A 21,722-nucleotide genomic window follows, 5' to 3' on the forward strand; every position below is an offset into this window, starting at 1 on the left:
CCCTGCCGGCATGCGCTACAACCAACGCGCGAAAAAATGTGCCGGCCTGGGGAACCACTTGGGGATAGCGGCGTTAGTCGCTACTTTTGCGCAAGAGGGAGGTTTCGGGTGAGGCGTTTAGAGATCCTGGAAGAACCAACGGGTACATTTTCGATTTTCGACGCGATCACGGGGTTGCCGGCAATGGTCGAAGAGGGCGCATGCACCGGGCTTTATCGGCACGAAGTGCCGCAGGAGCTGCTTGCAGCGGTTGAAACGGTCCAACCCGGCGATTTTTCGCCGCTGCCTTCATTGGCGGCTTTGAACGACTGGCAGGTCGATAAAGACGATCTGCTGGCGTGAGCAAAGCCGCCCAGGATCGCATCAAAAAACATACCGTATGGGAAATCACGCCCTGTTGTCGAAAGCGGTGGTGAGGCATGGAAAGCAAGGGGAGGTTGCAGTGCGTCGGGAGGTGAAGCATGTCTGATCAGGACGAGCTGATCCGGGCTGCCATCGGACGGCTGCTCGCCGAGAAGACAGGCGCCGCCGTCATATCGATGAGAGAGAGCATCACCGAGCTTCTGGCGCTGACCGGTGCCGCGCTGGACGACAGACTGCAGGACCTGCTGCTGGAAATGGCCGAAGTCCGTGGCATGATGGTTGCTCTCGACTTCTGAGCAATATCGGCTGAGGTCGATGCGCATCAGTCCGCTACGCCCGCAACGCCTTCACCGACAGTTCAACACTGCTGCCGGCTTCAATGCGGAATCAAGCACCCGGGGTTAAAGATCGAGCGAAACCGAGCCCTGAGGGTGGCTGCAGCATGCCAGGACATAGCCGGCCGACTTCTCTTCAGGAGCCAGCCCGCCGAGATCCTCCATGGCGACTTCGCCGGACAGCTTGGCGATTCGGCATGTGCCGCAAACTCCCTGCTGGCAGGCGGTTGGGACGTAGACGCCACATTGGCGCGCCGCCTCCAGCAGCGTCTCTCCGGGCAAGCAATTATGCACGATCCCGGAGCGGACGAAACGGACCGCAGATGGTATTGTCGGGGCCGGTTCCAACTGAGGGCTGCTGCCGCCGCCGAAGCTCTCCTGGTGGTACCGCGACGGAGCCACGCCAATCGCATCCAGGCAGGCACGTGCGGCTTTCATGTACGCTTCAGGGCCACAGACAAAGATAGTGCGGTTGTGGAGATCGGGAACGAGGGTCAGCAGCATCTGACTGTCTATTCTGCCAGTCGGCCCCCTCCAGGTGGGATCTTCCTGGCTACAAACGCACGTTACTTTTACGTTGGGAAAGCGAGAGGCAAGTGCGTCCAATTCCCGTCGAAAGACTATATCACCAGGCGTTCTGGCACTATGAACGAATGAGATATCCTGGTCGGCCGCGCGGTCGGTAAGCGCACGCAGCATGGACATCACCGGCGTTATCCCGCTGCCGCCCGAAAGGAAGAGCGGCTTTTCATAGGGTAGGTCATCGAGATTGAATGAGCCGAGCGGCCCTTCGATCGCGATCTCGTCGCCCGCCCCCAAATTGTCGTGGAGCCAATTCGAAACCAGGCCGCCCGGTGTTCGCTTCACCGTGATCTGCAGGTCGAGCGGTCGCGTCGGTGGTGACGAAACAGAGTAGGAGCGCGTCACCGCGGCACCCTCGATCTTGAGGTGCACGAGTACATACTGGCCCGCGCTGAAGCAGAACATCCGATCCGTCGGGGATGTGAAAACGAAAGTTTTCACATCGGGCGTTTCCTCGATTACACGACGGCAGAGTACAAGCTGCGATGTGGTTTGTGCCCATTGCCGATGATGCCTCATCGGCAGGAAGTCGGGGGTCCCCAAGGAAACGTGTGCGTTCATCATTCATCTCGGTTCGAAGTCGAACCCAAGATGCCAGTTCCAGGCCCCTCGCAACAGAAGCATCCCTCCCGAGTTATGATCGATTATTTCGATTACATATCCAGTGACATCACGGCAACGTGAAGGGCGCGGATTCCCTTGCGGATGATCGGTTCGTGTTTGCGGCGCGCCAGGATGGCCGTGTGGACCGGCTGATGCAGCGTCGGAGCGCCTTCGACGATGAACGATGGGCGTTCGAGGGCGAACCTGCGCGCATCGTCACTTCTCATATAGCAGGTGCCGCCCGTGCGCCGTAGCATCATCTCCGCCAAGGTTTCCGATCCCATGGAAAGGCGACAGATCGCCAACTCGCCGAGCAACTCGGCATGGGCCTTCTCCAGCAGGACCGTATAGCCCGGACGAATGTAGGTTTCGGGATCGACCTCGGAGAGGGTTCTGGCCACCGTGGAAACCATCACATATTCCTCAACCATCAAATGCTCATAGGAGATTTCGGGTAGGTATCGCGGGGCGTAAAGCACTGCAATATCGAGATTTCCCATGCTTAGGTCGCTGACCATCTGGTTTGAATAATCCGACTCGACATGGATCGACGATTTGGGAAGAGCCTGACACAGCGTCTCCACCCAACCCGGCAAAACCGAGCGGGTCATCCCGACCTGCGCGGCGACGCGCAAGGTGCCTTCGAAACGATTGAACGCCCGGACATCGTGGCGAGCCTGCGACCATGTGGACAGCAAGGATCTTGCATAAGCTTCGAACCGGCGCCCTGCGGCGGTCGGCTCCGCCCCGGCGCGTCCGCGCTGGAACAGTTCGGACCCGATTGCGCTCTCGAGGTTCTTAACGCGGGTGCTGATCGTCGACTGGGTCAATCCTAGCCGATCCGCAGTGCGATTGAAGTTTCTCGATTCGATGATGTCGAGAAAGGTCTCGATGTGATCAAGTTGCATGAAATCTCCAATCGAAAAATTCGATCATATTCCACGTATCATAAGCTTGATCAAACAATACTCAAGGCGGAAGCTGCAGCAGATCAACGGCCGGCAGCGCCGCCGGGACGAGATACGGATACGGAGCGGAAGAAGTGTTCATAGTCGACTGCGACTGTCATAATTACTGGTCAAGCGCCACCGTGTTGGAGCCCTATCTCTCCGGCTTGTGGAAAGACATGTTCATCGAGGGCGAGAAAACAGGTCCCGTTGGCGCCTTTCCGCATGGCCATCGGCCCTGGTTCCACCCGCAGGACTTCTCCCGCAAGGACATCCGTCCGAAAACGGAAGCCGACAACTATCTCATCATGAAAGAGAAGCACCTCGACAAATACAAAGTCGACGTGGCGATCCTGACCGGCGATGAGCCTATCGAGGCGTCGACCCTGGCTAACCCTTACTATGCCAGCGCTCTGGTCAGCGCGTACAACGATTATCAGATCGATCAGTGGTTGCCGAAAGACGATCGTTTCATGGGCTCGATCATCATCGCGCCACAGGATCCGAAGCTCGCTGCCGCCGAGATTCGCCGTCTTGGCAGTCATCCGCGCATGGTCCAGGTTCTCGCCTCCCAGGGGTCCGTCAAGCCGTATGGCGACCCGTTTTACCACCCGATCTACGAAGCCTGCGCGGAAGTGGGGTTGCCATTCGCCATTCATCTGGGCGGGCATGGCGGCGTGAATTCAACTGCCATTGCTCCCGCCCCGACGACATTCTTCTGGGAAACGCATGCCATTCTGCACATGTCGGCGATGTCGCACGTGGCAAGCATGATCGCCCATGGCGTCTTCGAGAAATGGCCGGACCTCTACTTCGTGATCATCGAATGCGGCGTCGCCTGGGTTCCGTCGGTTCTTTGGCGCCTGGACGCTGATTACAAAGCGCTGCGCAAGGAGACGCCATGGCTGAAGATGCTGCCGTCTGAATATTGCCGGCGCAACATCCGCTTTTCCACGCAGCCGCTGGAGCAGCCTGCAAACATCCAACATCTCTGGTCCACGCTCGAAGCGATGGACGGAGAAAACACGCTGATGTTTGCATCGGACTATCCGCACTGGGATTACGACGATGCCAACACGCTGCAAATCCCTCCTGCCTGGAAGAGCAAGATCATGGGACTGAACGCGCTGGAAGTCTACAAACGCATCCCCCGCGCGCAAGCCGCGAATGCCGCCTGAGGAAGCATACGATGCCCGAGAAGACATATATCTGCCGCGTCGACGAGATCGAAACAGGGTCTCCGTTCATCGCCAAGATCCGCAGCCTTTCGGTCGGGATTTTCCGCATCGGAGATTCATTCCACGCGCTGCTGAATGTCTGCCCGCACCGCGGCGCTCCGCTTTGCGAGGGGCCGCAATGCGGCACAACCGCGCCGGTTGAACAGGCGCAATTCATCTATCATCGCGAAAACGAGATCGTTCGATGCGCCTGGCACGGCTGGGAGTTCGACATCAAGTCAGGCGCGGCCTTGGTCGATCCGTCCGTTCGCGCGCGCACATTTCCAGTCACCGTCGAAGCCGGCGGCATCTACGTGACGGCCTGATTGGCGCAAGCCGATTGGGATTGGAAAAATTCGAAGAAAGGTGGCGGGAGCCGATAAGCAGATTTGTTCGCCGGTGCTTGACGAGAAATAACGCGGGGAATTCCGCAATGGGAGAGTCAAATGTCAGAATCTGAATACAAGCTTGGTATCGCGCAAAGCCTGATCGGAGGCGGCAAGGTTTCCCGCCGCGACTTCATTCATCTTGGGCTGGCCGCGGGCCTGACGGTTGCCGCCGCCGACCGGCTGTTCGTGAGCACGGCGCGGGCCGAACCAATGCAGGGCGGCTTCGCCAAGCTCGGCATGGCTCATGGCGCGACGACGGATTCCATCGATCCGGCCGGCTACCCTGACACGTTCACACAAACCGCATTTTCGGGCTCGCTGTCCAACAGCCTCACTGAGGTCGACGCCAAAGGCAATGTCCAACCGGACCTCGCCGAGAGCTTTGAAACTTCGGATGGAGCCAAAACCTGGGCCTTCAAGCTGCGCAAAGGCGCAACCTTTCACAACGGCAAGACCGTGACGGCGGATGACGTCGTGACCTCCTTGCAATATCACATGGGCAAGGACACCAAATCGGCGGCGAAATCGCTGTTGGACTCCGTCGCCGACATCAAGGCGGATGGCCCGGAAACGGTGGTTTTCACGCTCAAGAGCGGCAACGCCGATTTCCCTTACATTATGAGTGACTACCATCTGGTCATCATGCCGGCCAAGGATGGCAAGGCGGATTGGGCTTCAGGCGTTCGCACCGGTGCTTTCGTCGTCGAGAATTTCCAGCCCGGCGTTTCGGCCAAGCTCAAGCGCAATCCAAACTACTTCAAGAACGGCAAGCCCTATCTCGATGAGGTGGAGTTCATCGCCATCACGGATCTTGCCGCTCGCATGGCGGCGCTGTCGACGGGGGAGGTGGACTATATCGGCCGCGCCGACCTGAAGACCCTCGGCATGTTGAAACGCAATCCCAAGGTGGAGATCGTCGAAGTCACTGGTTATGGGCACTATACCTTGCCGATGAATGTCACGATGGCGCCATTTGATAATCCAGACGTGCGAATGGCATTGAAATGGGCGATCAATCGCCAAGAAATCGTCGAGAAGATCTTTCTTGGCCACGCCACTGTGGCCAACGACAACCCGATCGCGCCGGCCATCAAATTCGCCAAGGATCCGCAACCGCAACACAGCTTCGATCCGGAAAAAGCCAAGCACTACCTGAAAAAGGCCGGAATGGAGAACCTGAAAGTGGATCTCTCGGTGGCCGATGCCGCTTTTGCCGGCGCCGTGGACGCGGCTTCGCTCATTCGCGAAACGGCAGCCCAATGCGGCATCGACGTCAATGTCGTGCGTGAGGCCGAGGACGCTTATTGGGACAATGTCTGGCTGAAGAAACCTTGGTGCGCTTCCTATTGGAGCGGTCGGGCGACGGCCGACTGGATGTTCACGCAAGCCTTCGCCGCCGACTCCAGTTGGAATGAGTCCTTCTGGAAAAATCCCCATTTCAACGAACTGCTTGTCCAGGCGCGCGCCGAGACGGACGAGGCCAAGCGAGCGGCGATGTATGCCGAGATGCAGCAGTTAACCCATGATGACGGCGGCAGCATCGTGCTGGTCTTCAACAATTTCGTCAGCGCCCAATCCAAAAAGCTCGCACACGGCGATGTGGCGCCCAACTGGGAGAACGATGGACTGAAAATGGCCGAACGCTGGTGGATCGCCACGGCATGAGATGGCGGGCCGGAGCCGCGATGGTTTTGAGGCTCCGGTCAGCTGGCTCCGAGTGCAGGGCTGCCGCCCAAAGGGAAACGCCACGCACATGAACCCCGTCGCAAGAACGGTCCTGCAGCGCCTTGGCCTCGGCCTGGTCACTTTGTTCATCGTGTCCATCATTATCTTCTCTGCGATCGCGATGCTTCCAGGCGACTTCGCCAAGGCCACGCTCGGGCAATCGGCGACGCCCGAAACGGTCGCCGCGTTCCAGCGGGAAATCGGCATCGATCGCTCGCCTGTCGAGCGCTACTTCGTTTGGGTCGCCCAGATGCTCCATGGCGATTTCGGCTCTTCGTTTGCGAGCCGCACCGGATATCGGCGTACCGTGGCCGAGATCATCGCACCACGCCTCTACAACACGATGTTCCTTGCAGCGGTGACTGCGCTGATAGCTGTTCCTCTGGCCTTGGGGCTTGGCATTCTGGCTGCGCTGTACCGCAACGGCTGGTTCGACCGGCTGGTGAATGTCGCGACACTGACAACCATTTCATTCCCGGAATTTTTCGTCGCCTATATGCTCGCCTACCTGGTGATCTCGCGCGACACGTTCATCGGATCCGATTTCGCTCAAACGCTGCCTCATTGGCTCACTGTCTCGCTGAACTGGGCGCTCAATGCGGTTCCCAAATTTCCGACATTGTCGAATGTGAACGATCAGACGCCATTTTGGGAGCATCTCTGGAAAGTCGCCCTGCCGGCAATCACGCTTACGCTGGTAATCGTGGCCCACATGATGCGCATGACCCGAGCGGCCATCATCAACATGCTGGCAAGCCCCTACATCGATATGGCGCGCCTCAAGGGAATGTCCCCGATGGTGATCGTGCTGAGGCATGCCCTGCCCAATGCCTGGGCTCCGATCGTCACTGTGGTGGCGTTCAACCTGGCGTATCTCATAGTCGGAGTGGTCGTGGTCGAGGTCGTTTTCGTCTACCCCGGCATCGGCCAGCTGATGGTTGACGCGGTGAAATCCAGGGATGTTCCGGTTGTCCAGGCCTGCGCCCTGATTTTCGCCGCGACTTACATCCTTCTCAACCTGCTAGCCGACATTATTTCCATCGCCACCAATCCCAGGCTCTTGCACCCACGATGACCAGATCCGAATCTGTCGCGGCGGTTCAAAGGCTGAGGCGCTCGCGTGCCACCCGGGCGAAAACTGCGCTGAAGAAGGCACCGTTCAGCGCATGGTTCGGCATCGTCGTGATCCTCGGCTACGTCTTTGTTGCGGTCTTCGCGCATTGGATAGCCCCATATGGCGAGACGCAGGTTTTCAGCGAAGCCTTCGCGCCGTGGAGCCAGGAGTTCAAATTGGGAACCGATCAGCTCGGCCGCGACATGCTCACCCGCTTGATCTACGGTGCGCGCAACACCATCGCTATCGCGGTCGCAACCACGTTGCTGTCCTTCGCGGTCGGCGTCTCGCTCGGCCTTCTTGCCGCATTGTACAGGGGGTGGCTCGACCAGATATTGTCGCGTGCGGTGGACGTGCTGATGTCAATCCCGAGTCTGATCTTCGCGCTGGTGCTGCTGACGATCTTCGGCTCGTCGATCACGAGCCTGATTGTCATCATTGCGCTTCTGGATTCCACCCGGGTCTTTCGGCTTTCTCGCGCCGTCGGGCTTAACGTGGCGGTGATGGAATATGTCGAGGTGGCACGATTACGCGGCGAGGGACCGAAATGGATCATCGCCAGGGAAATCCTTCCCAATGTCATGCCGCCACTGGTCGCCGAGTTCGGCTTGCGATTCTGCTTCGTGTTCCTGACAGTCGCGGCGCTGTCGTTTCTCGGCGTCGGTATTCAGCCGCCGACGGCCGATTGGGGATCAATGGTGCGCGAGAACGCGACCCTGATCACCTACGGCGATGTCACCCCGCTACTTCCGGCCGGCGCGATTGCTCTCCTTACCGTGTCCGTGAATTTCGTGGTGGACTGGTTCCTGCAAGCAACAAGCGGGTTGCGGGATGAAAAGTAGCGGCCCAGGCCCACGCGAAAAAGGAAAGGATCTGCTTCAAATCCGCAATCTGCATGTGGAGGGGTTCTCGGATGAGCGGTGGCATCCCATTGTCCACGGGGTCGATCTGACGCTGAAGCGGGGCCAGGTTCTTGGGCTGATCGGAGAGTCAGGCGCCGGCAAGTCTACCATTGGCCTTGCTGCAATGGGTTATGCCAAGCCGGGCTGCCGGATCATGCAAGGCTCGGTCCTGTTCGACGGGATTGATCTTCTGGCAGTCAATGAAAAAGGGCGCCGTCGCCTCAGGGGCTCCCGCATTGCCTATGTCGCGCAAAGCGCGGCTGCCTCCTTCAATCCGGCACATCGGCTCTTGGAACAAACCGTCGAAACCGCGGTGGCGCATGGAATTGCCGGCCGGGAAGAGGCGAACCGGAGCGCCGTCGATCTTTATCGACGCCTTCAACTCCCAGAACCGGAGACCATAGGCTTTCGTTATCCTCATCAGGTCTCCGGCGGGCAGTTGCAACGGGCAATGACAGCGATGGCAATGGCTTGTCGTCCGGACCTCATAATATTCGACGAGCCAACAACGGCGCTCGACGTGACCACGCAGGTTGAAGTTCTAGCTTCCATTCGCAACATCGTGGAGGAATTCAGCACCGCTGCAATCTACGTGACGCATGACCTGGCGGTGGTGGCGCAAATGGCGGATCGTATCATGGTTCTGCGCCACGGACGTACCGTGGAGGAGGCAGACACACGCCAGATGCTGGCCTCGCCCAGCCAGGAATATACAAAAACGCTCTGGGCCGTACGCAAGCTCGCCAAGCCCGAAGTTCTAGCCGATGACTATCTGCTGACGATAGACAACGTTACCGCGGCCTATGCAGGAAAGGTCAAGGTGCTCCAGGATGTCTCCATCAAGGTTCCGCGCGGAAGAACCGTGGCTGTGGTCGGCGAATCCGGTTCGGGGAAATCGACGCTCGCTCGAGTCGTCACCGGCCTTTTGCCGCCGATTTCAGGTTCGATTTCTTTTGCCGGCCAGCTTCTTTCCACGAGCCTGAAGACGCGGCCGAAAGAGGTCCTGCGCCGCATACAGATGATTTATCAGATGCCCGACAACGCCCTGAATCCGCGCCAAACGGTCGAAGAAGTCATAGCTCGGCCGCTCGAATTCTACCTCGGCCTTAAGGGCGCGCGGAGGGATCGCCGGATCGGCGAACTCATGCACATGGTCGAGATGAGCGAAGATTTTCTGGAACGCCTGCCTGGCGAGCTGTCGGGTGGCCAAAAACAGCGCGTCTGCATTGCCCGGGCGTTGGCTGCCGATCCGGAGCTTATCATCTGCGACGAGATCACGTCCGCGCTCGACCAGATCGTCCAAGAGGAAATTCTGAAGCTTCTCATACGTCTCCAACGTGAACTCGGAATGAGCTACATCTTCATTACCCATGACATTGCTACCGTGCGCGCGATAGCCGACGAAATCGTCGTCATGCACCGCGGCAAAGTCGTCGAGCAGGGATTGAAGAGCGAAGTTCTCACGCCACCGCACGCGGCCTATACCGAACGGCTTTTGTCCTCTGTTCCGGAAATGAATCCGGACTGGCTGACAAGGCTGCTGGCCAGCCGGAAGATCTGACGGATCGGCTATCCGCGCCCGGCATGTTCCTCACTGTCAGCTTCCTGGAGCGCTAACGCTGCTCGATCAGCGTCTTCGCCGCATCTTTCCCCACCGAGAGGATGCGATCGGACAATTCCGTTCCGCCCACGGCGCGGGCCATTTGCAGCGTGCCGAGGAGCGTTGCGAAGACAGCCAGCGCCACGCCCTCCGGATCCTTGGCCTGCGGTAGCGCTTGCGCCAACTGGCGCACCAAAGCCAGCAGGTGGTCTGTATAGGCTTCACGCGTCTCAGGCGGCTGACGGGCGAGCTCCGGCAGCAGCGCGGCTGACGCGCAGCCCTTTCCGGGATTGTCCCGGTGCTCGGCCGACAGATACGTGCCGATGGCCATCTCCACGCCCGAAGCCAATGCTTCTGCCAGTTGCTGCGCCTGAAGCTCCATCGCCGCCGCCACGCTTTCGCGGACAAGCTGCGCCTTGGATTGAAAGTGCGGATAGAAGGCGCCGTTCGTCAGCCCGGCGTCGCTCATGATGGTCGCCAGTCCGGACGCGGCGATGCCGTCGCCGCGAAAGCGTTCCGCAGCGACCTCCATGATCCGTCCGCGCGAGGCGTCCTTCCGGCCTTTTTCGTAGCGCATGGCTGCTATTCCTTTCTGCTATTGCATTATGAGTGTAATCTGATATTACGACTGTAATTCAACGGGCGCAAAAAAGCTAGCCCTCATGATTTTGGAGCACGAAATGAATGCGAATTCCAAAAAAATTGCTGTTGTGACGGGAGCCTCTTCGGGCATTGGCCGCGCCAGTGCCGAGGCTCTGGCAAAGGCGGGGTTCACCGTCTTCGGAACCAGCCGGCGCAAGGCCGACAACGGCCCGGACGGGGTGACCATGCTGGTTTGCGACGTGACCGACGGTGAGGCCGTTGCCGCACTCGTTTCGACGGTGCTGTCGCAGACCGGCCGGATCGACCTCTTGGTCAACAATGCCGGCGTCGGCCAGCTTGGAGGCGCCGAGGAATTCTCGATTGCACAGGTGCAGGCCTTGTTCGACGTCAATCTGTTCGGCGTCATCCGCATGACCAATGCGGTGCTGCCGTCGATGCGGCGGCGTGGCGAGGGGCGCATCGTCAATATCGGCTCTGTGCTGGGACTGGTGCCGGCGCCGTATTCAGCGCATTATTCGGCGGTCAAGCACGCGCTCGAGGGCTATTCGGAATCGCTCGACCACGAGGTTCGTGCCTTCAATATCCGCGTCTCGGTCATCGAGCCGGCATTCGTTCGCACTGTCTTCGACCAGAACGGGATCCAACCGGATTCGCCGTTGCAGGAATACGATCAGGCTCGAGCTACGCTGGAAGCGCTGCTTCGCGATGTGATGCCTGTCGCCGATCGGCCCGAAGTGGTGGCGCAGGTGGTCGTCAAAGCAGCGACCGATGCCCGTCCGCAACGGCGCTACACCGCCGGCAAGGCAGCGCGCCAGGTCAGCCTGCTGCGCCGCTTTGCTCCCGCGGGGATATTCGACAAGAGCCTGCGCAAACAGTTCCGCCTGCCGGTTTGAACAACAGCGAGCAGAGGATTTTACGCACATGCGACTGGCAACGACAACACGATTGGCCAGCCCCCGCAAGGCGGAGGTGCCAAGCATGACACATGGGTTCAAGCGGTCGCCCCACTTACGGGCATCGTTCCAGGACACGCCAACGCACTCCGTCGATGTCGGCGGCACGGCATTCGTCTATCGGCAGCTCGGACCAAGGACGGGCGTGCCGGTAATCCTGCTGAACCATCTCGGCGCTCAACTGGACAATTTCGATCCACGCATCGTCGATGGCCTCGCCGCGACCCGGTGGGTGATTGCCTTCGACAACAGGGGCGTTGGTGCTTCAGGCGGCAAAACGCCGTCACGCATCGCCGAGATGGCACGGGATGCGGTCGCCTTTGTCCGGGCGCTGGGGTTCGATCAAGTCGATCTCTTCGGTTTCTCACTCGGCGGCTTCGTGGCGCAGGAGATCGTGCTGACCGAGCCCGGGCTTGTGCGCAAGCTCATCCTGGCCGGCACCGGGCCGGCCGGCGGCCAAGGCATCGACAAGATGACGCCACTGACGATCGTGGACATGATCAAGGGTGCGCTGACTTTTCGGGATCCGAAATACTATCTGTTTTTCACCAGAACGGTGAACGGGCGCCGCGCCGCGAAGGCGTTCCTGCAGCGGCTGACAGAGCGCAAGGCCGACCGCGACAGGCCGATATCGCTTAGCGCGTTCGGCGCGCAACTCCGGGCGGTGAAGGCTTATGGACTACAGGCGCCGCAAGATTTGAGCGCCATCCGCATCCCTGCGCTGATCGCAAATGGCGACCACGACAGGATGGTGCCGAGCGTCAATACCCACGATCTCGCCCGCCGCATTCCGGGGGCGCAATTGGTGATCTATGCGGATGCCGGCCATGGCGGGGTGTTCCAGAACCACGCCGATTTCGTTCCGAAAGCATTGGCCTTTCTCGAGGCCTGACACCTCTCACCGGGCGGCTCTTGTCCCGAACATCAGCAATCTCTCAGAAAGTCACTGCCATGAAGGCATTCGTCGTCGACAAATACAGCAAGAACGGCACGCTGCGGCTGGCCGAAATGCCGGAGCCGAAACTCGGGGACAGCGATGTCCTGGTCGAGGTCCACGCCGCGGCGGTGAACCTGCTCGATTCCAAGGTCAAAACCGGAGAGTTCAAGCTGATCCTGCCCTATCGCCGGCCATTCATCCTGGGTCACGACGTGGCCGGGAGGGTTGTCCGCGTGGGATCGAAAGTCGGCAAGTTCAAACTCGGCGACGACGTCTATGCGCGGCCGCGCGATGGTCGGATCGGGACGTTCGCCGAGTTCATAGCCATGGATGAAGCCGACGTGGCCCTGAAGCCCGGGAACCTCAGCATGGAGGAGGCGGCCTCGATCCCGCTGGTTGGCCTGACCGCCTGGCAGGCGCTCATCGAAAGGGCCAACCTGAAGAGGGGACAGAAGGTCTTCATTCAAGCCGGATCCGGCGGCGTGGGGACATTCGCCATCCAACTGGCAAAGCATCTCGGCGCGACCGTTGCGACCACCGCCAGCGCGGCGAGTGCCGGCCTGGTCAAGGGGCTCGGCGCCGATGTCATCGTCGACTACAGGAAAGACGATTTCGAAAAAGCGCTGTCGGGCTACGACGTCGTCTTGAACAGCCAGGACACAAAGACACTTGAAAAGTCACTGAATGTTCTGAAACCGGGGGGCAAGCTCATCTCCATCTCCGGCCCACCGGATCCCGACTTCGCCAGGGAAAAAGGACTGAACATGGTGCTGAAGCTGGTGCTTCGCCTGCTGAGCCGCAGTATTCGAGCGAGAGCCAAGCGCCGTGGCGTGACGTTCTCGTTTCTCTTCATGTGGGCGCAGGGCGAGCAGTTGAGCAAGATCGCATCGCTCATCGAAGCCGGCGCGATCCGCCCGGTCGTCGATCGGGTCTTTCCCTTCGAGGCGGCCAACGAGGCGCTGGCCTATGTCGAAACAGGACGCGCCAAGGGCAAGGTCGTCATCAAGGTCCGATAGCAACTCAGCTGCGATCGAGGTCAGCCGCGCCGGGCTGCATCGATCGCCGCGACGTCGATCTTCGTCATCTCCATCATTGCATCAAAGGCGCGTTTGGCTTCCTCGCCGCCGGCCGCCATGGCCTCGGTCAACGTGCGCGGCGTGATTTGCCAGGACACGCCCCATTTGTCCTTGCACCAGCCGCACGCGCTCTCCTGGCCGCCATTGCCGACGATGGCGTTCCAGTAGCGGTCGGTTTCCTGCTGATCGTCGGTGGCGATCTGGAACGAGAAGGCCTCGCTCTGCTTGAATGTGGAGCCGCCGTTCAATCCGATGCAGGGAATGCCGGCAACGGTAAATTCGACCGTCAACACGTCGCCTTTCTTGCCGGACGGAAAGTCGCTCGGCGCACGGTGAACGGCGCCCACCCTGGTATCGGGAAAGGTCTCCGCGTAGAAGCGAGCCGCAGCCTCGGCGTCCTTGTCGAACCAGAGGCAAATCGTGTTCTTTGGCATCGTTGGCATTGCGTGTTCCTTTCGGTGTTGGGGTCGGCGGAGGTCAGCCCAGCAAATTACGTGCCGTGCGCATGAAGATCCTTGACCCGATCGGGATCAGGTCGTCGGGAAAGTCATAGTCGGGATTGTGCAAGGCAGGGTGCCGCTCGCCTGCACCGAGGAAGAACATTGCCGACTTGGCACTGTGGCCGAACAGGCCGAAATCTTCAGAGGCGCGCATCGGCAGGGCTTCTTCGCCGTGCGCGACGCCCTCTTCATCAAGTGCGCGCCGCAGATGCTCCACCGCGTCCGGCGCGTTGACGCTGGCGACGAAGATCTCGTGATAGTCCCAGCGGACGGAAAGGCGATGCTCGCCCGCGATCCTGGCGACCAGTGCTTCGGCAGCAGCGCACAGGTTTGCCATGCGCTCGTCACGCCGGGTGCGCAGCGTGGCCCACACCTCGGCGTGAGCCGGCGAGATGCCGAACACGGCTTCGCCCATCGCGGCATGGGTGACCGTCAGCATGGAGAAGTCGTCGTCGGCGAAGGTCCCGCGCCCGAGCGCCGGCAGCGCCGGCATCAGCTCACTGATCGCCAGCATCGGCGAAATGCCGGTCTCCGGCATGGACGAATGGGCGGTCTTGCCCTCCAGCACGATGCGCATGCCGCGTGACGCACAGTTGACCACGCCGGGCTTGAGCCGCACCTCGCCGAACGGCACGCCGGGCAGGTTGTGCAATGAGAAAGCGAAATCCGGCGCGATCTCGCCGAAGCGCGGATCGGCGACGACGCCTGCCGCGCCATTGCCGGTTTCCTCCGCCGGCTGGAACATCAGCACGACGCGGCCGCTTGCAGGCCTTTCGCGCCCCAACTGACGGCCGAGGGATGCCAGGATCGCGGTGTGTCCGTCATGGCCGCACATATGCGACTTGCCCGGCACGCGCGACGAATGCGGTACGCCTGAAAGTTCTTCGATAGGCAAGGCATCGAGTTCCGAACGGAACAGCACCGTCGGCCCCGCTTTGCCGCTGTCATATATGGCCGCGACGCCGTGCCCGCCGAGTTGTGTAAGCACCTTGTCCGGCCCCGTATCGGCGAGGAAGGCGACGACCTCCCTTGCCGTCTTCTCCTCTTCATTCGAGATTTCCGGGGCCTGGTGCAGCTGGCGCCGCCACGCCGTCAATTCGACGATGTCTCGGTTGGTCAGAGTCATGCTTTTTCAGCCTCCGCTGCATTCTTCATTGACACGTCCGGTCACAGGGGGGTGTCGATGATGAATTGCTAGCGATAAAGGGCAGTTCCCGCCACAGTCCAAGTTTCAGGCTTCAGCAGGCCAGAAACGCCCCGTTCTCCCACCCCCAGCCTATTGATTGATCTCGGGTTCGACGAGCTTTGCCAGATTTCTGAGCGACTCTTGCCAGCCGAGATAGCAGGCCTCGACCGGAATGACGTCCGGAATGCCGGCCTGGGTGATGTCGATTTCGGTGCCGACCGACACTTTTTTCAAGATCACGGTGACCCGGATCTCGCCGGGCAGATTGGGATCGTCGAACCTGTCGGTGTAGAGCAGGCGCTCGCCCGGGACGAGTTCGAGGTACTCGCCGCCGAAGGAATGGCTGTCGCCCGTGGTGAAATTGCGGAACGACATCTTGAACGTGCCGCCGACCTTTGCCTCGAAATTATGAACCGTGCAGGTGAAGCCGTTTGGCGGAAGCCACTTGGCCAGCGCGTCCGCTTCAACGAAGGCGCGATAGACCTTTTCCGGGCTGGTCGTCAGAACGCGGTGCAAACGTACGGTGCCGGGCATATGCTGGATCCTTTCATAAATGGCTGTTCGATACCCCCAAGGACGAACGAGGCGTAACAAGTCCGACATTGGTTGCGAATTTTTTGACGGGATGCGGCCTGCCTCCCCTGCGGGCATGCCGTTCGATGCCGCGCCTATCAACACGAAGCTCGGGCGAGGCGGCGGGCGAACTGCACCGGCTCTGGAGCTGGCGTTCACCTGCTAAATCGGGTTCCTGAGCCATCTTGTTGTTCAGGCGCGGTTTTGCCGATTGGCGGGAAAGGCCGCGCGTCCCGGTCAACGGTTCGAACGCCGCGAAATAGGGTAGCGCGTCTTTGCCGTCCATGTGCCGATCATTAGAATTTGCATTTGATCAGAGTTGATTTCCTATCAGGCCGTTAATCCGGCCATGCTGTTAATCAGCATTTGCTAATGAGTCTTTCGAACCCGAGGCAAGCAATGACCAAGAATCTCGGCAATGCACGTCATACGCCGGCGAAGGACCTGCAGGTCTCCCTTCTAGGCAAAGCCGCGCCGGCACTGTTTCCGCTGGTCGTAGCGGCACTGGGCTACATGGTTGGCAAGCAGTTCTTCGGCATCTAGGCGCGCAGTTCCGTGCTCCCAAACGTCTCGGCGGACCGACCATTTCAACGCGCGGGCCGCCGTTTGCATTGCAGCGGCTTGTTGCCGGGCATAAACGTCAAACATGCACCTCGCCAAAGGACAGTTCGCCGTCGTCATCGGCCGTGAAAAAGACGATCGCAAGCAACCCGACATAGAATGCGGCCACGACAACCACGATCGCCACACCGGGAACGGGGCCAAGGGCGGCGCTGTCCACGGCCTCGCGAAGCGAGCCGGCAAAGCCGGTCCTGACGCCCACGGTTTGAAGGCTGGGTGTGGATATCTTGAGCACCCAGGCCAGCCAGAGGATCAGGAACAGGTAGATGTAATTCCGCCGCAGCCGACGGGCTAGCGCGACGCGCTGCGACAGCAGGAATTTCGGCGCGCGCAGGCCTTCGCCGACGATGAGCAGCCAGTCCGAGGCGAAGTCGGGCTGTGGGGAAAAGATCTGCGCGAAATAGTGGCGTTCGAACTGGCGTACGCGCGCCCGATAGAAATCGAAGAACCGATAGCGGCGCGCCTCGATCCACAGCAGCAGCAGGATCAGCAGCATGGCGAACAGCAGCACGCCGTGATGCGCACTGGCCGTCGAGAGTGATACCGAAAGCAGCGCCGCCACCACCGTGATTGCCCAGTTGGTCGTCAGGTCGAGCCGGTCGCGCCATCCCGCCATGCGAGCGATCTCGGCGCGATGGAAATGGGATAGCGTGTTGACGCGCTCCGCCGATGAAAGGACGGGACCAACGGGCTTTGCCGACGCGTCGTTCATGGCATCCTCCGGCAAGGAACAGAACAGTTTGCCGGCAACATCGTTCCAAGACGCGTCACGCAAGAGCGGCATCGGCCACTCGTGATCTATCTCGGCTGCACGGCCCTTGAGAATCCTTCAGCCTTCAGCAACATGGCGGTAGGACTGGGAGCGCGAAGATGAGCAAGGCCATTTCCACCGCATCATCGAGGGTCCCGCGCAACACGCCGATGGCGCTGACCGAGGCGTTGGTCGCGCGCACCATGCGTGCTGTCGAGGATGCCGGGCCGACGCCGGGCATGGTTCACATGACCGATGCCGACTATGCGCGCATCCGCGACGAGGTGCTGGCCGGCGCTCCGGCCGGGCCGCTGAAACTATTTGCCTATGGCTCGCTGTTGTGGAAGCCCGCCGGCGAGGTGAGGGGCGGAGAACGCGCGGTGGCCAGCGGCTGGCATCGTTCGTTCTGCTTCACGGTGCAGCGTTTTCGCGGCACGGTCGAGCAGCCCGGCCTGATGATGGCGCTCGATCGCGGCGGCCAGTGCCAGGGCATGGTGTTCGAGATCGCGGAACCGGTGGCGGCTAACCTCGAAGCGCTCCTGCGCCGCGAAATGACCATCCTGCCCGCCGTCAACGTGCCGCGCTGGCTGCAGGTCAGGACCGAAGGCGGCCCATGTCGCGCGCTTGGCTTCGTCGTCGATCCCGCCAATCCGCGTTATGCCGGCAACCTCGACAAGCAGGCGATCGCGGCGACGCTGGTGACAGCCGTTGGTCATTGGGGCTCGGGCGCGCAATATCTTTTCGAGACGATCCGCCACCTCGAAGCCTGCGGCATCCGCGACCGCAATTTGTGGCGGCTGCAGGAACTGGTGGCCGAAGAGATCGGGCTAACATCACAACTCACCCGTCCCTGAGCCATACCAGCATCTCGCCGGGCTCGCGGTTGTCCCAGGCGAAATAAGGAATGGCGGTCAGGCGTGTCTCGGCGGTGGCCGGCGGCTCGGGCCTGTAGAGCCCGTCCTGCCACCCGTCGGCGGCATCGGCAAGTGCCGCGGTCGACAGCGTCACCACACCGCCGAGAAGTTCCGGCCGGTGCTGCGCTTCGATGGTGGCCGTCCGCGGCAGCGTCAGGCGATGCGGCTGGCTGTCATTGTCTGATGCCTCGACGCAATAGATCAGCGGGCCGCGCGACAGCGCGACGCGGCCGGCATCCTGGCGCACCTGCGGGTTGGCATAAAGCCGCTCGATCGGCATTTCGAGATCGAGCCGGACATCATCGCCCTTCGTCCATGTCCGTTTGATCGCGGCGTAGCCGTCGCTGGTGATCTCAGCCAGCTTGATGGCCTCGCCGTTCACCTTCAACTGGGCACTGGCGCTCCAGGCTGGAATGCGCAGGTGCAAGGTGAATTCGACCGGCGCCTGCGGTTCGAGCGCGATCTCGACGGCGCCGTCCCAGGGATAGCGGCTCGTCTGCGTCACGCCGACCGGGACGCCCGATATGTCGAAACGGGCGGTCGAGTCGCCATAGAGGTGGATGGCCAACGCATCGTCGGCCAGGCTGTAGAAATAGCTGCCGATCGAGGCGACCATGCGACCGATATTGGGTGGGCAGCACGGGCAGCGGTGCCATTTCCACCTGTTGTGCTTGCCCCGGCTTTCCAATGGATTCTCGTAGAAAAACAGCGAGCCGTCGAGCGACAGGCCCGAGATCGAACCGTTGTAGAGGGCGCGTTCCATCATGTCGGCGTAGCGCGCGTTCGGCCCCATGCCGAGCATGCGGCTGGCCCAGAACACCAGGCCGACCGCTGCACAGGTCTCGGCATAGGCGCTCTCGTTGGGCAGGTCGTAGTCGCTGGTGAACCCCTCATTGTGCGCCGATGGCCCGAGCCCGCCGGTGATATAGAGGCTCTTGGTGGTGAGATCGTCCCACAGAAGGTCGAGCGCCGACCGCAGCGTATCATCGCCATATTCGGTCGCGATGTCGGCCATGCCGGAATAGAGGTACATCGCCCTGACAGCATGGCCGACGACCTTGTGCTGTTCTCGCACCGGGATGTGCGATTGGCTGTATTCATAGGTCTTGAAATGATAGGCCTTCGGGTCGGCGCCGCGGGCGCGGGCCTCCTCGTCGAAATAATGCGGCTGCTGCCCGCGCTGGTCGATGAAGTATCTGGCCAGCTCCATGTATTTCCGCTCGCCGGTCACCCGCGCCAGCTTGACCAGCGCCAGCTCGATCTCCTCATGTCCGCAATAGCCCTTCTTCTTGCCGGGCTCGGGGCCGAGCACCGACGCGATATGGTCGGCATAGCGGCACATGATGTCGAGCAGCTTGCGTTTTCCCGTCGCCTGGTAATAGGCGACCGCGCCCTCGATCAGGTGGCCGGCGCAATAGAGCTCGTGGCAGTCGCGCAGATTGGTCCAGCGCTTGCCGGGCTGGATGCGCTGATACCAGCTGGAGAGATAGCCGTCCTCCTGCTGCAGCTTGCCATACATGTCGATGACGGCATCGATCTTCTTCTCCAGTTCGGGGTTCTTGCGCCGGTAAAGCGAATAGGCCGCGGTCTCGATCGTCTTGCCGAGATCGGAATCCCAGAACATCTGCGTGGTCACCGTCGATCCGGTGAATTCCGCGCCCTGGCGGTCGGCTTCGTCGGGAGAGGGCGAGTGGAAGGGGATGACTATGCCGGGCGAGGGGCGGTCCGGATCGATCTGCTCCAGCATGCGGGCCTCGACGCAGCGCTCGTAGAGGATGTCGGCGGTGCGGGTGGCGACAGCGTCGGCGCGGTCGCCCCAGAAGCCGTGCACGTCGACCTGCGGCACCGGCAGCGGGCGGAAGGCGAGCTTCGGTTTTCCGGTTTTTGCGGATGGCGATGCGGTCATGAACTTACTCCATTCTATTTGACGGCCCCGGCCATCAGGCCGCGGATGTAGAAGCGCTGCAGCGCCAGGAAGAGGATGAGGCACGGCACCATCATCACGGTGACGCCCGCCTGCACCGCGCCCCAGTCGATGGCGCCGAAGCGGCCCGACTGCAGTGCGGTCATCATCACCGGCAGCGTGAACTTGGACTGGTCGGTCATCAGCACGAGGGCGGCGAGGAATTCGTTCCAGGCGCCGAGGAAGGCAAACAGGGCGATGGTGACCACGCCCGGCCAGACCAGCGGCAGCATCACTTTCAAAAGCATGGTGAGATTGCTGGCGCCGTCCATGCGGGCGGCCTCCTCGATTTCGCGCGGCACCGCGTCGAAGGCGTTGCGCATCATGAAGATCGAGAACGGCAGTTGCAGCGTCACATAGACGCCGACCAGGCCGGTCAGGGTGTTGTGCAGGCCAAGCTTGGTCAGCACCAGGAAGATCGGCGTCAGGATCGACTGGAACGGGATCATGATCGTCGACAGGATGAGGATAAAGAACAGGTCCTTGAACGGAAACCGGAACCGCGAAAAGCCGTAGCCGGCCAGCACGCTGACGGCGACCGACAGCACGACCGTCATCACCGAGACATAGATGCTGTTTTGCGCAGAGGCCCACAGCCCGTCGCCGAAGCTGTTGAGCGTGGCATAGTTCTCCAGCGAGAACCCCGACGTCGGCCAGGGCGGCAGCGGCGGCAGGCGTGCTTCGGCCGCCGGCTTGAACGCCGACAGCACCGCCCAAACAATCGGCGCGGCGAACAGCACCGAGGCGACGATGCCGGTAGAATGCTCTGCGACGCGGCTCAGGAGCCGGCGGCTACGGGAGGCTGCCTGCGCCATCAGTCGAGACCCTCCGGCTTGCGCAACAACCATAGCTGGACGAGGCTGAGCGCCACCAGGATGACCAGCAGCACCATGGAAAGTGCCGCGCCATAGCCGAGCTTGAACGACACGAAGGACTGGTTGAAGATCCAGTAGACCGCCGTCAGCGTCTGGTTGCGCGGGCCGCCGCGCAGGATGATGTAGAATTGGTCGAAGGCGAGGATCGAGCCGGCGACCGACAGGATCAGCGCCAGCGCCAGCGTGCGGCGCATCAGCGGCAGGGTGATCGCCCTGAACCTGGCGAAAGGCCCGGCACCGTCGATGACGGCCGCCTCCTGCAGGTCCTGCGGGATCGATTGCAGGCCGGCCATCAGGATGATCATGGTAAAGCCGGCGACCTTCCAGACGACCATGGCGATGATCGACCAGAAGGCCGGCTGGAAGGTGGCCAGAAGGTTGAACTTCCTGTCGATCAGTCCGAGGTCGTAAGCGGCCGGGCTGAACAGGCCGGAATCGACATTCAGCAACCACGACCAGAGCAGGCTGGCCGAGGCGAAACCGACAACCGCCGGCATGAAGAACATGGTGCGGTAGAGATTGGTCAGCGGCCGCGGCCGTTCGACGAACAGCGCCAGCGGAAAGGCCACCACGAAGATCGCGATCGTGACGATCACCGTGTAGAAGGCGGTGAAGCGCAGCGCGTTCCAGAACCGGGTGTCGCGCAGGATGGCGACATAATTGCCGAGGCCGATGTAGCTATGCTCGCCCATCAAGGGCCAGTTGTGCAGCGACATCCACGCCGTCATGCCGAGCGGGATCAGGAAAAAGACGACGACCAGCGCGACAGCCGGCGCGACATAGAGCAGGCCGATCCATTGTTGGCGGCTGGCGACCCTGCGGGCGCGGGGCGGGGCAGGGGTTGCTGCGGTGATGGTCATGGCTGTTCCCTTGGCGCTGCGTCCCCCTCCCCCCCTTGAGGGGAGGGTCCGGCCGTAGGCCGGGGGTGGGGTCCTCTGCGGAGCGCGCCGACATCAAGAAACGTCGAGCACTGCGGTGGCGACCCCACCCGGA

The 21,722-nt window shown here is 61.2% G+C and carries 24 protein-coding genes; 13 read left to right on the forward strand and 11 right to left on the reverse strand.

The window, feature by feature from the left end; translation table 11 throughout:
* Positions 1-108 precede the first annotated feature (108 nt).
* Positions 109-342, forward strand: a complete 234-nt coding sequence (locus tag EOB80_RS02245) for a hypothetical protein (protein ID WP_127270217.1) — start codon at positions 109-111, stop codon at positions 340-342.
* Between the two features lie 119 nt (positions 343-461).
* Positions 462-659 carry a hypothetical protein gene (locus EOB80_RS02250; protein WP_127270219.1) on the forward strand — a complete coding sequence of 66 codons (198 nt, stop codon included), beginning with the start codon at positions 462-464 and terminating at the stop codon, positions 657-659.
* Positions 660-764: 105 nt separating this feature from the next.
* Here the strand turns inward: EOB80_RS02250 and EOB80_RS02255 are convergent, their stop codons facing one another.
* Both EOB80_RS02255 and EOB80_RS02260 read right to left on the reverse strand, forming a co-directional pair.
* Positions 765-1,721, reverse strand: a complete 957-nt coding sequence (locus EOB80_RS02255; RefSeq protein WP_206516787.1) for a hybrid-cluster NAD(P)-dependent oxidoreductase — start codon at positions 1,719-1,721, stop codon at positions 765-767.
* A 212-nt stretch (positions 1,722-1,933) separates the two neighbouring features.
* Positions 1,934-2,791: a LysR family transcriptional regulator gene (locus EOB80_RS02260; RefSeq protein WP_127270220.1), complete on the reverse strand. Its 858-nt coding sequence runs from the start codon at positions 2,789-2,791 to the stop codon at positions 1,934-1,936.
* A 134-nt stretch (positions 2,792-2,925) separates the two neighbouring features.
* Between EOB80_RS02260 and EOB80_RS02265 the strand changes: the two genes are divergently transcribed.
* The 6 genes from EOB80_RS02265 (at position 2,926) to EOB80_RS02290 (ending at position 9,738) form a co-directional block, all read left to right on the forward strand.
* Entirely contained in the window at positions 2,926-4,008 is a 1,083-nt protein-coding gene (locus tag EOB80_RS02265) for an amidohydrolase family protein (protein WP_023809365.1), read from the forward strand.
* A gap of 11 nt (positions 4,009-4,019) precedes the next feature.
* The gene (locus EOB80_RS02270) at positions 4,020-4,373 is read left to right on the forward strand and encodes a Rieske (2Fe-2S) protein (protein ID WP_023809364.1); all 354 of its coding nucleotides are present in this window, start codon (positions 4,020-4,022) and stop codon (positions 4,371-4,373) included.
* Positions 4,374-4,493: 120 nt separating this feature from the next.
* Positions 4,494-6,101 carry an ABC transporter substrate-binding protein gene (locus tag EOB80_RS02275; RefSeq protein ID WP_127326514.1) on the forward strand — a complete coding sequence of 536 codons (1,608 nt, stop codon included), beginning with the start codon at positions 4,494-4,496 and terminating at the stop codon, positions 6,099-6,101.
* 88 nt (positions 6,102-6,189) lie between these two features.
* Positions 6,190-7,236 carry an ABC transporter permease gene (locus EOB80_RS02280; protein WP_127326515.1) on the forward strand — a complete coding sequence of 349 codons (1,047 nt, stop codon included), beginning with the start codon at positions 6,190-6,192 and terminating at the stop codon, positions 7,234-7,236.
* Positions 7,237-7,343: 107 nt separating this feature from the next.
* Positions 7,344-8,117 (forward strand): ABC transporter permease, encoded by a 774-nt coding sequence (locus EOB80_RS02285; protein WP_348629487.1) that lies wholly within the window; start codon positions 7,344-7,346, stop codon positions 8,115-8,117.
* Positions 8,107-9,738, forward strand: a complete 1,632-nt coding sequence (locus EOB80_RS02290; protein WP_127326517.1) for an ABC transporter ATP-binding protein — start codon at positions 8,107-8,109, stop codon at positions 9,736-9,738. Before EOB80_RS02285 ends, EOB80_RS02290 begins: the two co-directional genes overlap by 11 nt.
* A gap of 52 nt (positions 9,739-9,790) precedes the next feature.
* Here the strand turns inward: EOB80_RS02290 and EOB80_RS02295 are convergent, their stop codons facing one another.
* Positions 9,791-10,354, reverse strand: coding sequence for a TetR/AcrR family transcriptional regulator (locus EOB80_RS02295; protein WP_127319350.1), 564 nt, complete (start codon positions 10,352-10,354; stop codon positions 9,791-9,793).
* A 103-nt stretch (positions 10,355-10,457) separates the two neighbouring features.
* Here EOB80_RS02295 and EOB80_RS02300 point away from each other — a divergent pair, with 103 nt between their 5' ends.
* The 3 genes from EOB80_RS02300 to EOB80_RS02310 all read left to right on the forward strand — a co-directional run bounded on the left by EOB80_RS02300 (position 10,458) and on the right by EOB80_RS02310 (position 13,286).
* Positions 10,458-11,273 (forward strand): oxidoreductase, encoded by an 816-nt coding sequence (locus EOB80_RS02300; RefSeq protein ID WP_127326518.1) that lies wholly within the window; start codon positions 10,458-10,460, stop codon positions 11,271-11,273.
* An 85-nt stretch (positions 11,274-11,358) separates the two neighbouring features.
* On the forward strand, positions 11,359-12,225 hold the full coding sequence (locus tag EOB80_RS02305) for an alpha/beta hydrolase (protein WP_127326519.1): 867 nt from the start codon (positions 11,359-11,361) through the stop codon (positions 12,223-12,225).
* A 59-nt stretch (positions 12,226-12,284) separates the two neighbouring features.
* Positions 12,285-13,286, forward strand: coding sequence for an NADP-dependent oxidoreductase (locus EOB80_RS02310; protein WP_127326520.1), 1,002 nt, complete (start codon positions 12,285-12,287; stop codon positions 13,284-13,286).
* 20 nt (positions 13,287-13,306) lie between these two features.
* Here EOB80_RS02310 and EOB80_RS02315 read toward each other — a convergent pair whose 3' ends face one another.
* The 4 genes from EOB80_RS02315 to EOB80_RS02330 form a co-directional block, all read right to left on the reverse strand.
* Positions 13,307-13,780 carry a VOC family protein gene (locus EOB80_RS02315; protein WP_174800353.1) on the reverse strand — a complete coding sequence of 158 codons (474 nt, stop codon included), beginning with the start codon at positions 13,778-13,780 and terminating at the stop codon, positions 13,307-13,309.
* A gap of 43 nt (positions 13,781-13,823) precedes the next feature.
* Positions 13,824-14,972: an amidohydrolase gene (locus EOB80_RS02320; protein ID WP_127326521.1), complete on the reverse strand. Its 1,149-nt coding sequence runs from the start codon at positions 14,970-14,972 to the stop codon at positions 13,824-13,826.
* 150 nt (positions 14,973-15,122) lie between these two features.
* Positions 15,123-15,566, reverse strand: a complete 444-nt coding sequence (locus EOB80_RS02325) for an SRPBCC family protein (RefSeq protein ID WP_127272572.1) — start codon at positions 15,564-15,566, stop codon at positions 15,123-15,125.
* 13 nt (positions 15,567-15,579) lie between these two features.
* Positions 15,580-15,891, reverse strand: coding sequence for a hypothetical protein (locus EOB80_RS02330; protein WP_127326522.1), 312 nt, complete (start codon positions 15,889-15,891; stop codon positions 15,580-15,582).
* Positions 15,892-16,004: 113 nt separating this feature from the next.
* Here EOB80_RS02330 and EOB80_RS02335 point away from each other — a divergent pair, with 113 nt between their 5' ends.
* Positions 16,005-16,148, forward strand: coding sequence for a hypothetical protein (locus EOB80_RS02335; protein WP_127271038.1), 144 nt, complete (start codon positions 16,005-16,007; stop codon positions 16,146-16,148).
* A gap of 97 nt (positions 16,149-16,245) precedes the next feature.
* On the opposite strand, the gene EOB80_RS02340 is transcribed toward EOB80_RS02335, so the two are convergent.
* Positions 16,246-16,938, reverse strand: a complete 693-nt coding sequence (locus EOB80_RS02340) for a DUF2270 domain-containing protein (RefSeq protein ID WP_127322397.1) — start codon at positions 16,936-16,938, stop codon at positions 16,246-16,248.
* A gap of 158 nt (positions 16,939-17,096) precedes the next feature.
* On the opposite strand from EOB80_RS02340, the gene EOB80_RS02345 reads away from it, so the two are divergent.
* Positions 17,097-17,831, forward strand: coding sequence for a gamma-glutamylcyclotransferase (locus EOB80_RS02345; protein ID WP_127322398.1), 735 nt, complete (start codon positions 17,097-17,099; stop codon positions 17,829-17,831).
* On the opposite strand, the gene EOB80_RS02350 is transcribed toward EOB80_RS02345, so the two are convergent.
* The 3 genes from EOB80_RS02350 to EOB80_RS02360 are packed head-to-tail and all read right to left on the reverse strand — an operon-like array spanning position 17,818 to position 21,589.
* Entirely contained in the window at positions 17,818-19,797 is a 1,980-nt protein-coding gene (locus tag EOB80_RS02350) for a glycoside hydrolase family 127 protein (protein ID WP_127326523.1), read from the reverse strand. The two genes, EOB80_RS02345 and EOB80_RS02350, sit on opposite strands and share 14 nt — an antisense overlap.
* A gap of 14 nt (positions 19,798-19,811) precedes the next feature.
* Positions 19,812-20,669 carry a carbohydrate ABC transporter permease gene (locus tag EOB80_RS02355; protein ID WP_127326524.1) on the reverse strand — a complete coding sequence of 286 codons (858 nt, stop codon included), beginning with the start codon at positions 20,667-20,669 and terminating at the stop codon, positions 19,812-19,814.
* Positions 20,669-21,589: a sugar ABC transporter permease gene (locus EOB80_RS02360; RefSeq protein WP_127326525.1), complete on the reverse strand. Its 921-nt coding sequence runs from the start codon at positions 21,587-21,589 to the stop codon at positions 20,669-20,671. The genes EOB80_RS02355 and EOB80_RS02360 overlap by 1 nt, the downstream gene beginning before the upstream one ends.
* Positions 21,590-21,722 lie beyond the last annotated feature (133 nt).

This window comes from Mesorhizobium sp. M7A.F.Ca.MR.245.00.0.0, from assembly GCF_003997415.1.
GTDB lineage: Bacteria > Pseudomonadota > Alphaproteobacteria > Rhizobiales > Rhizobiaceae > Mesorhizobium.

What these genes read in the sequence shown, in the direction of transcription:
- EOB80_RS02250 (WP_127270219.1), top strand. Translation starts at nt 462, where the DNA reads ATGTCTGATCAGGACGAGCTGATCCGGGCTGCCATCGGACGGCTGCTC.
- EOB80_RS02260 (WP_127270220.1), bottom strand. Translation starts at nt 2,791, where the DNA reads ATGCAACTTGATCACATCGAGACCTTTCTCGACATCATCGAATCGAGA.
- EOB80_RS02270 (WP_023809364.1), top strand. Translation starts at nt 4,020, where the DNA reads ATGCCCGAGAAGACATATATCTGCCGCGTCGACGAGATCGAAACAGGG.
- EOB80_RS02275 (WP_127326514.1), top strand. Translation starts at nt 4,494, where the DNA reads ATGTCAGAATCTGAATACAAGCTTGGTATCGCGCAAAGCCTGATCGGA.
- EOB80_RS02280 (WP_127326515.1), top strand. Translation starts at nt 6,190, where the DNA reads ATGAACCCCGTCGCAAGAACGGTCCTGCAGCGCCTTGGCCTCGGCCTG.
- EOB80_RS02290 (WP_127326517.1), top strand. Translation starts at nt 8,107, where the DNA reads ATGAAAAGTAGCGGCCCAGGCCCACGCGAAAAAGGAAAGGATCTGCTT.
- EOB80_RS02295 (WP_127319350.1), bottom strand. Translation starts at nt 10,354, where the DNA reads ATGCGCTACGAAAAAGGCCGGAAGGACGCCTCGCGCGGACGGATCATG.
- EOB80_RS02300 (WP_127326518.1), top strand. Translation starts at nt 10,458, where the DNA reads ATGAATGCGAATTCCAAAAAAATTGCTGTTGTGACGGGAGCCTCTTCG.
- EOB80_RS02305 (WP_127326519.1), top strand. Translation starts at nt 11,359, where the DNA reads ATGACACATGGGTTCAAGCGGTCGCCCCACTTACGGGCATCGTTCCAG.
- EOB80_RS02310 (WP_127326520.1), top strand. Translation starts at nt 12,285, where the DNA reads ATGAAGGCATTCGTCGTCGACAAATACAGCAAGAACGGCACGCTGCGG.
- EOB80_RS02315 (WP_174800353.1), bottom strand. Translation starts at nt 13,780, where the DNA reads ATGCCAAAGAACACGATTTGCCTCTGGTTCGACAAGGACGCCGAGGCT.
- EOB80_RS02320 (WP_127326521.1), bottom strand. Translation starts at nt 14,972, where the DNA reads ATGACTCTGACCAACCGAGACATCGTCGAATTGACGGCGTGGCGGCGC.
- EOB80_RS02325 (WP_127272572.1), bottom strand. Translation starts at nt 15,566, where the DNA reads ATGCCCGGCACCGTACGTTTGCACCGCGTTCTGACGACCAGCCCGGAA.
- EOB80_RS02330 (WP_127326522.1), bottom strand. Translation starts at nt 15,891, where the DNA reads ATGGACGGCAAAGACGCGCTACCCTATTTCGCGGCGTTCGAACCGTTG.
- EOB80_RS02335 (WP_127271038.1), top strand. Translation starts at nt 16,005, where the DNA reads ATGACCAAGAATCTCGGCAATGCACGTCATACGCCGGCGAAGGACCTG.
- EOB80_RS02340 (WP_127322397.1), bottom strand. Translation starts at nt 16,938, where the DNA reads ATGAACGACGCGTCGGCAAAGCCCGTTGGTCCCGTCCTTTCATCGGCG.
- EOB80_RS02345 (WP_127322398.1), top strand. Translation starts at nt 17,097, where the DNA reads ATGAGCAAGGCCATTTCCACCGCATCATCGAGGGTCCCGCGCAACACG.
- EOB80_RS02350 (WP_127326523.1), bottom strand. Translation starts at nt 19,797, where the DNA reads ATGACCGCATCGCCATCCGCAAAAACCGGAAAACCGAAGCTCGCCTTC.
- EOB80_RS02355 (WP_127326524.1), bottom strand. Translation starts at nt 20,669, where the DNA reads ATGGCGCAGGCAGCCTCCCGTAGCCGCCGGCTCCTGAGCCGCGTCGCA.
- EOB80_RS02360 (WP_127326525.1), bottom strand. Translation starts at nt 21,589, where the DNA reads ATGACCATCACCGCAGCAACCCCTGCCCCGCCCCGCGCCCGCAGGGTC.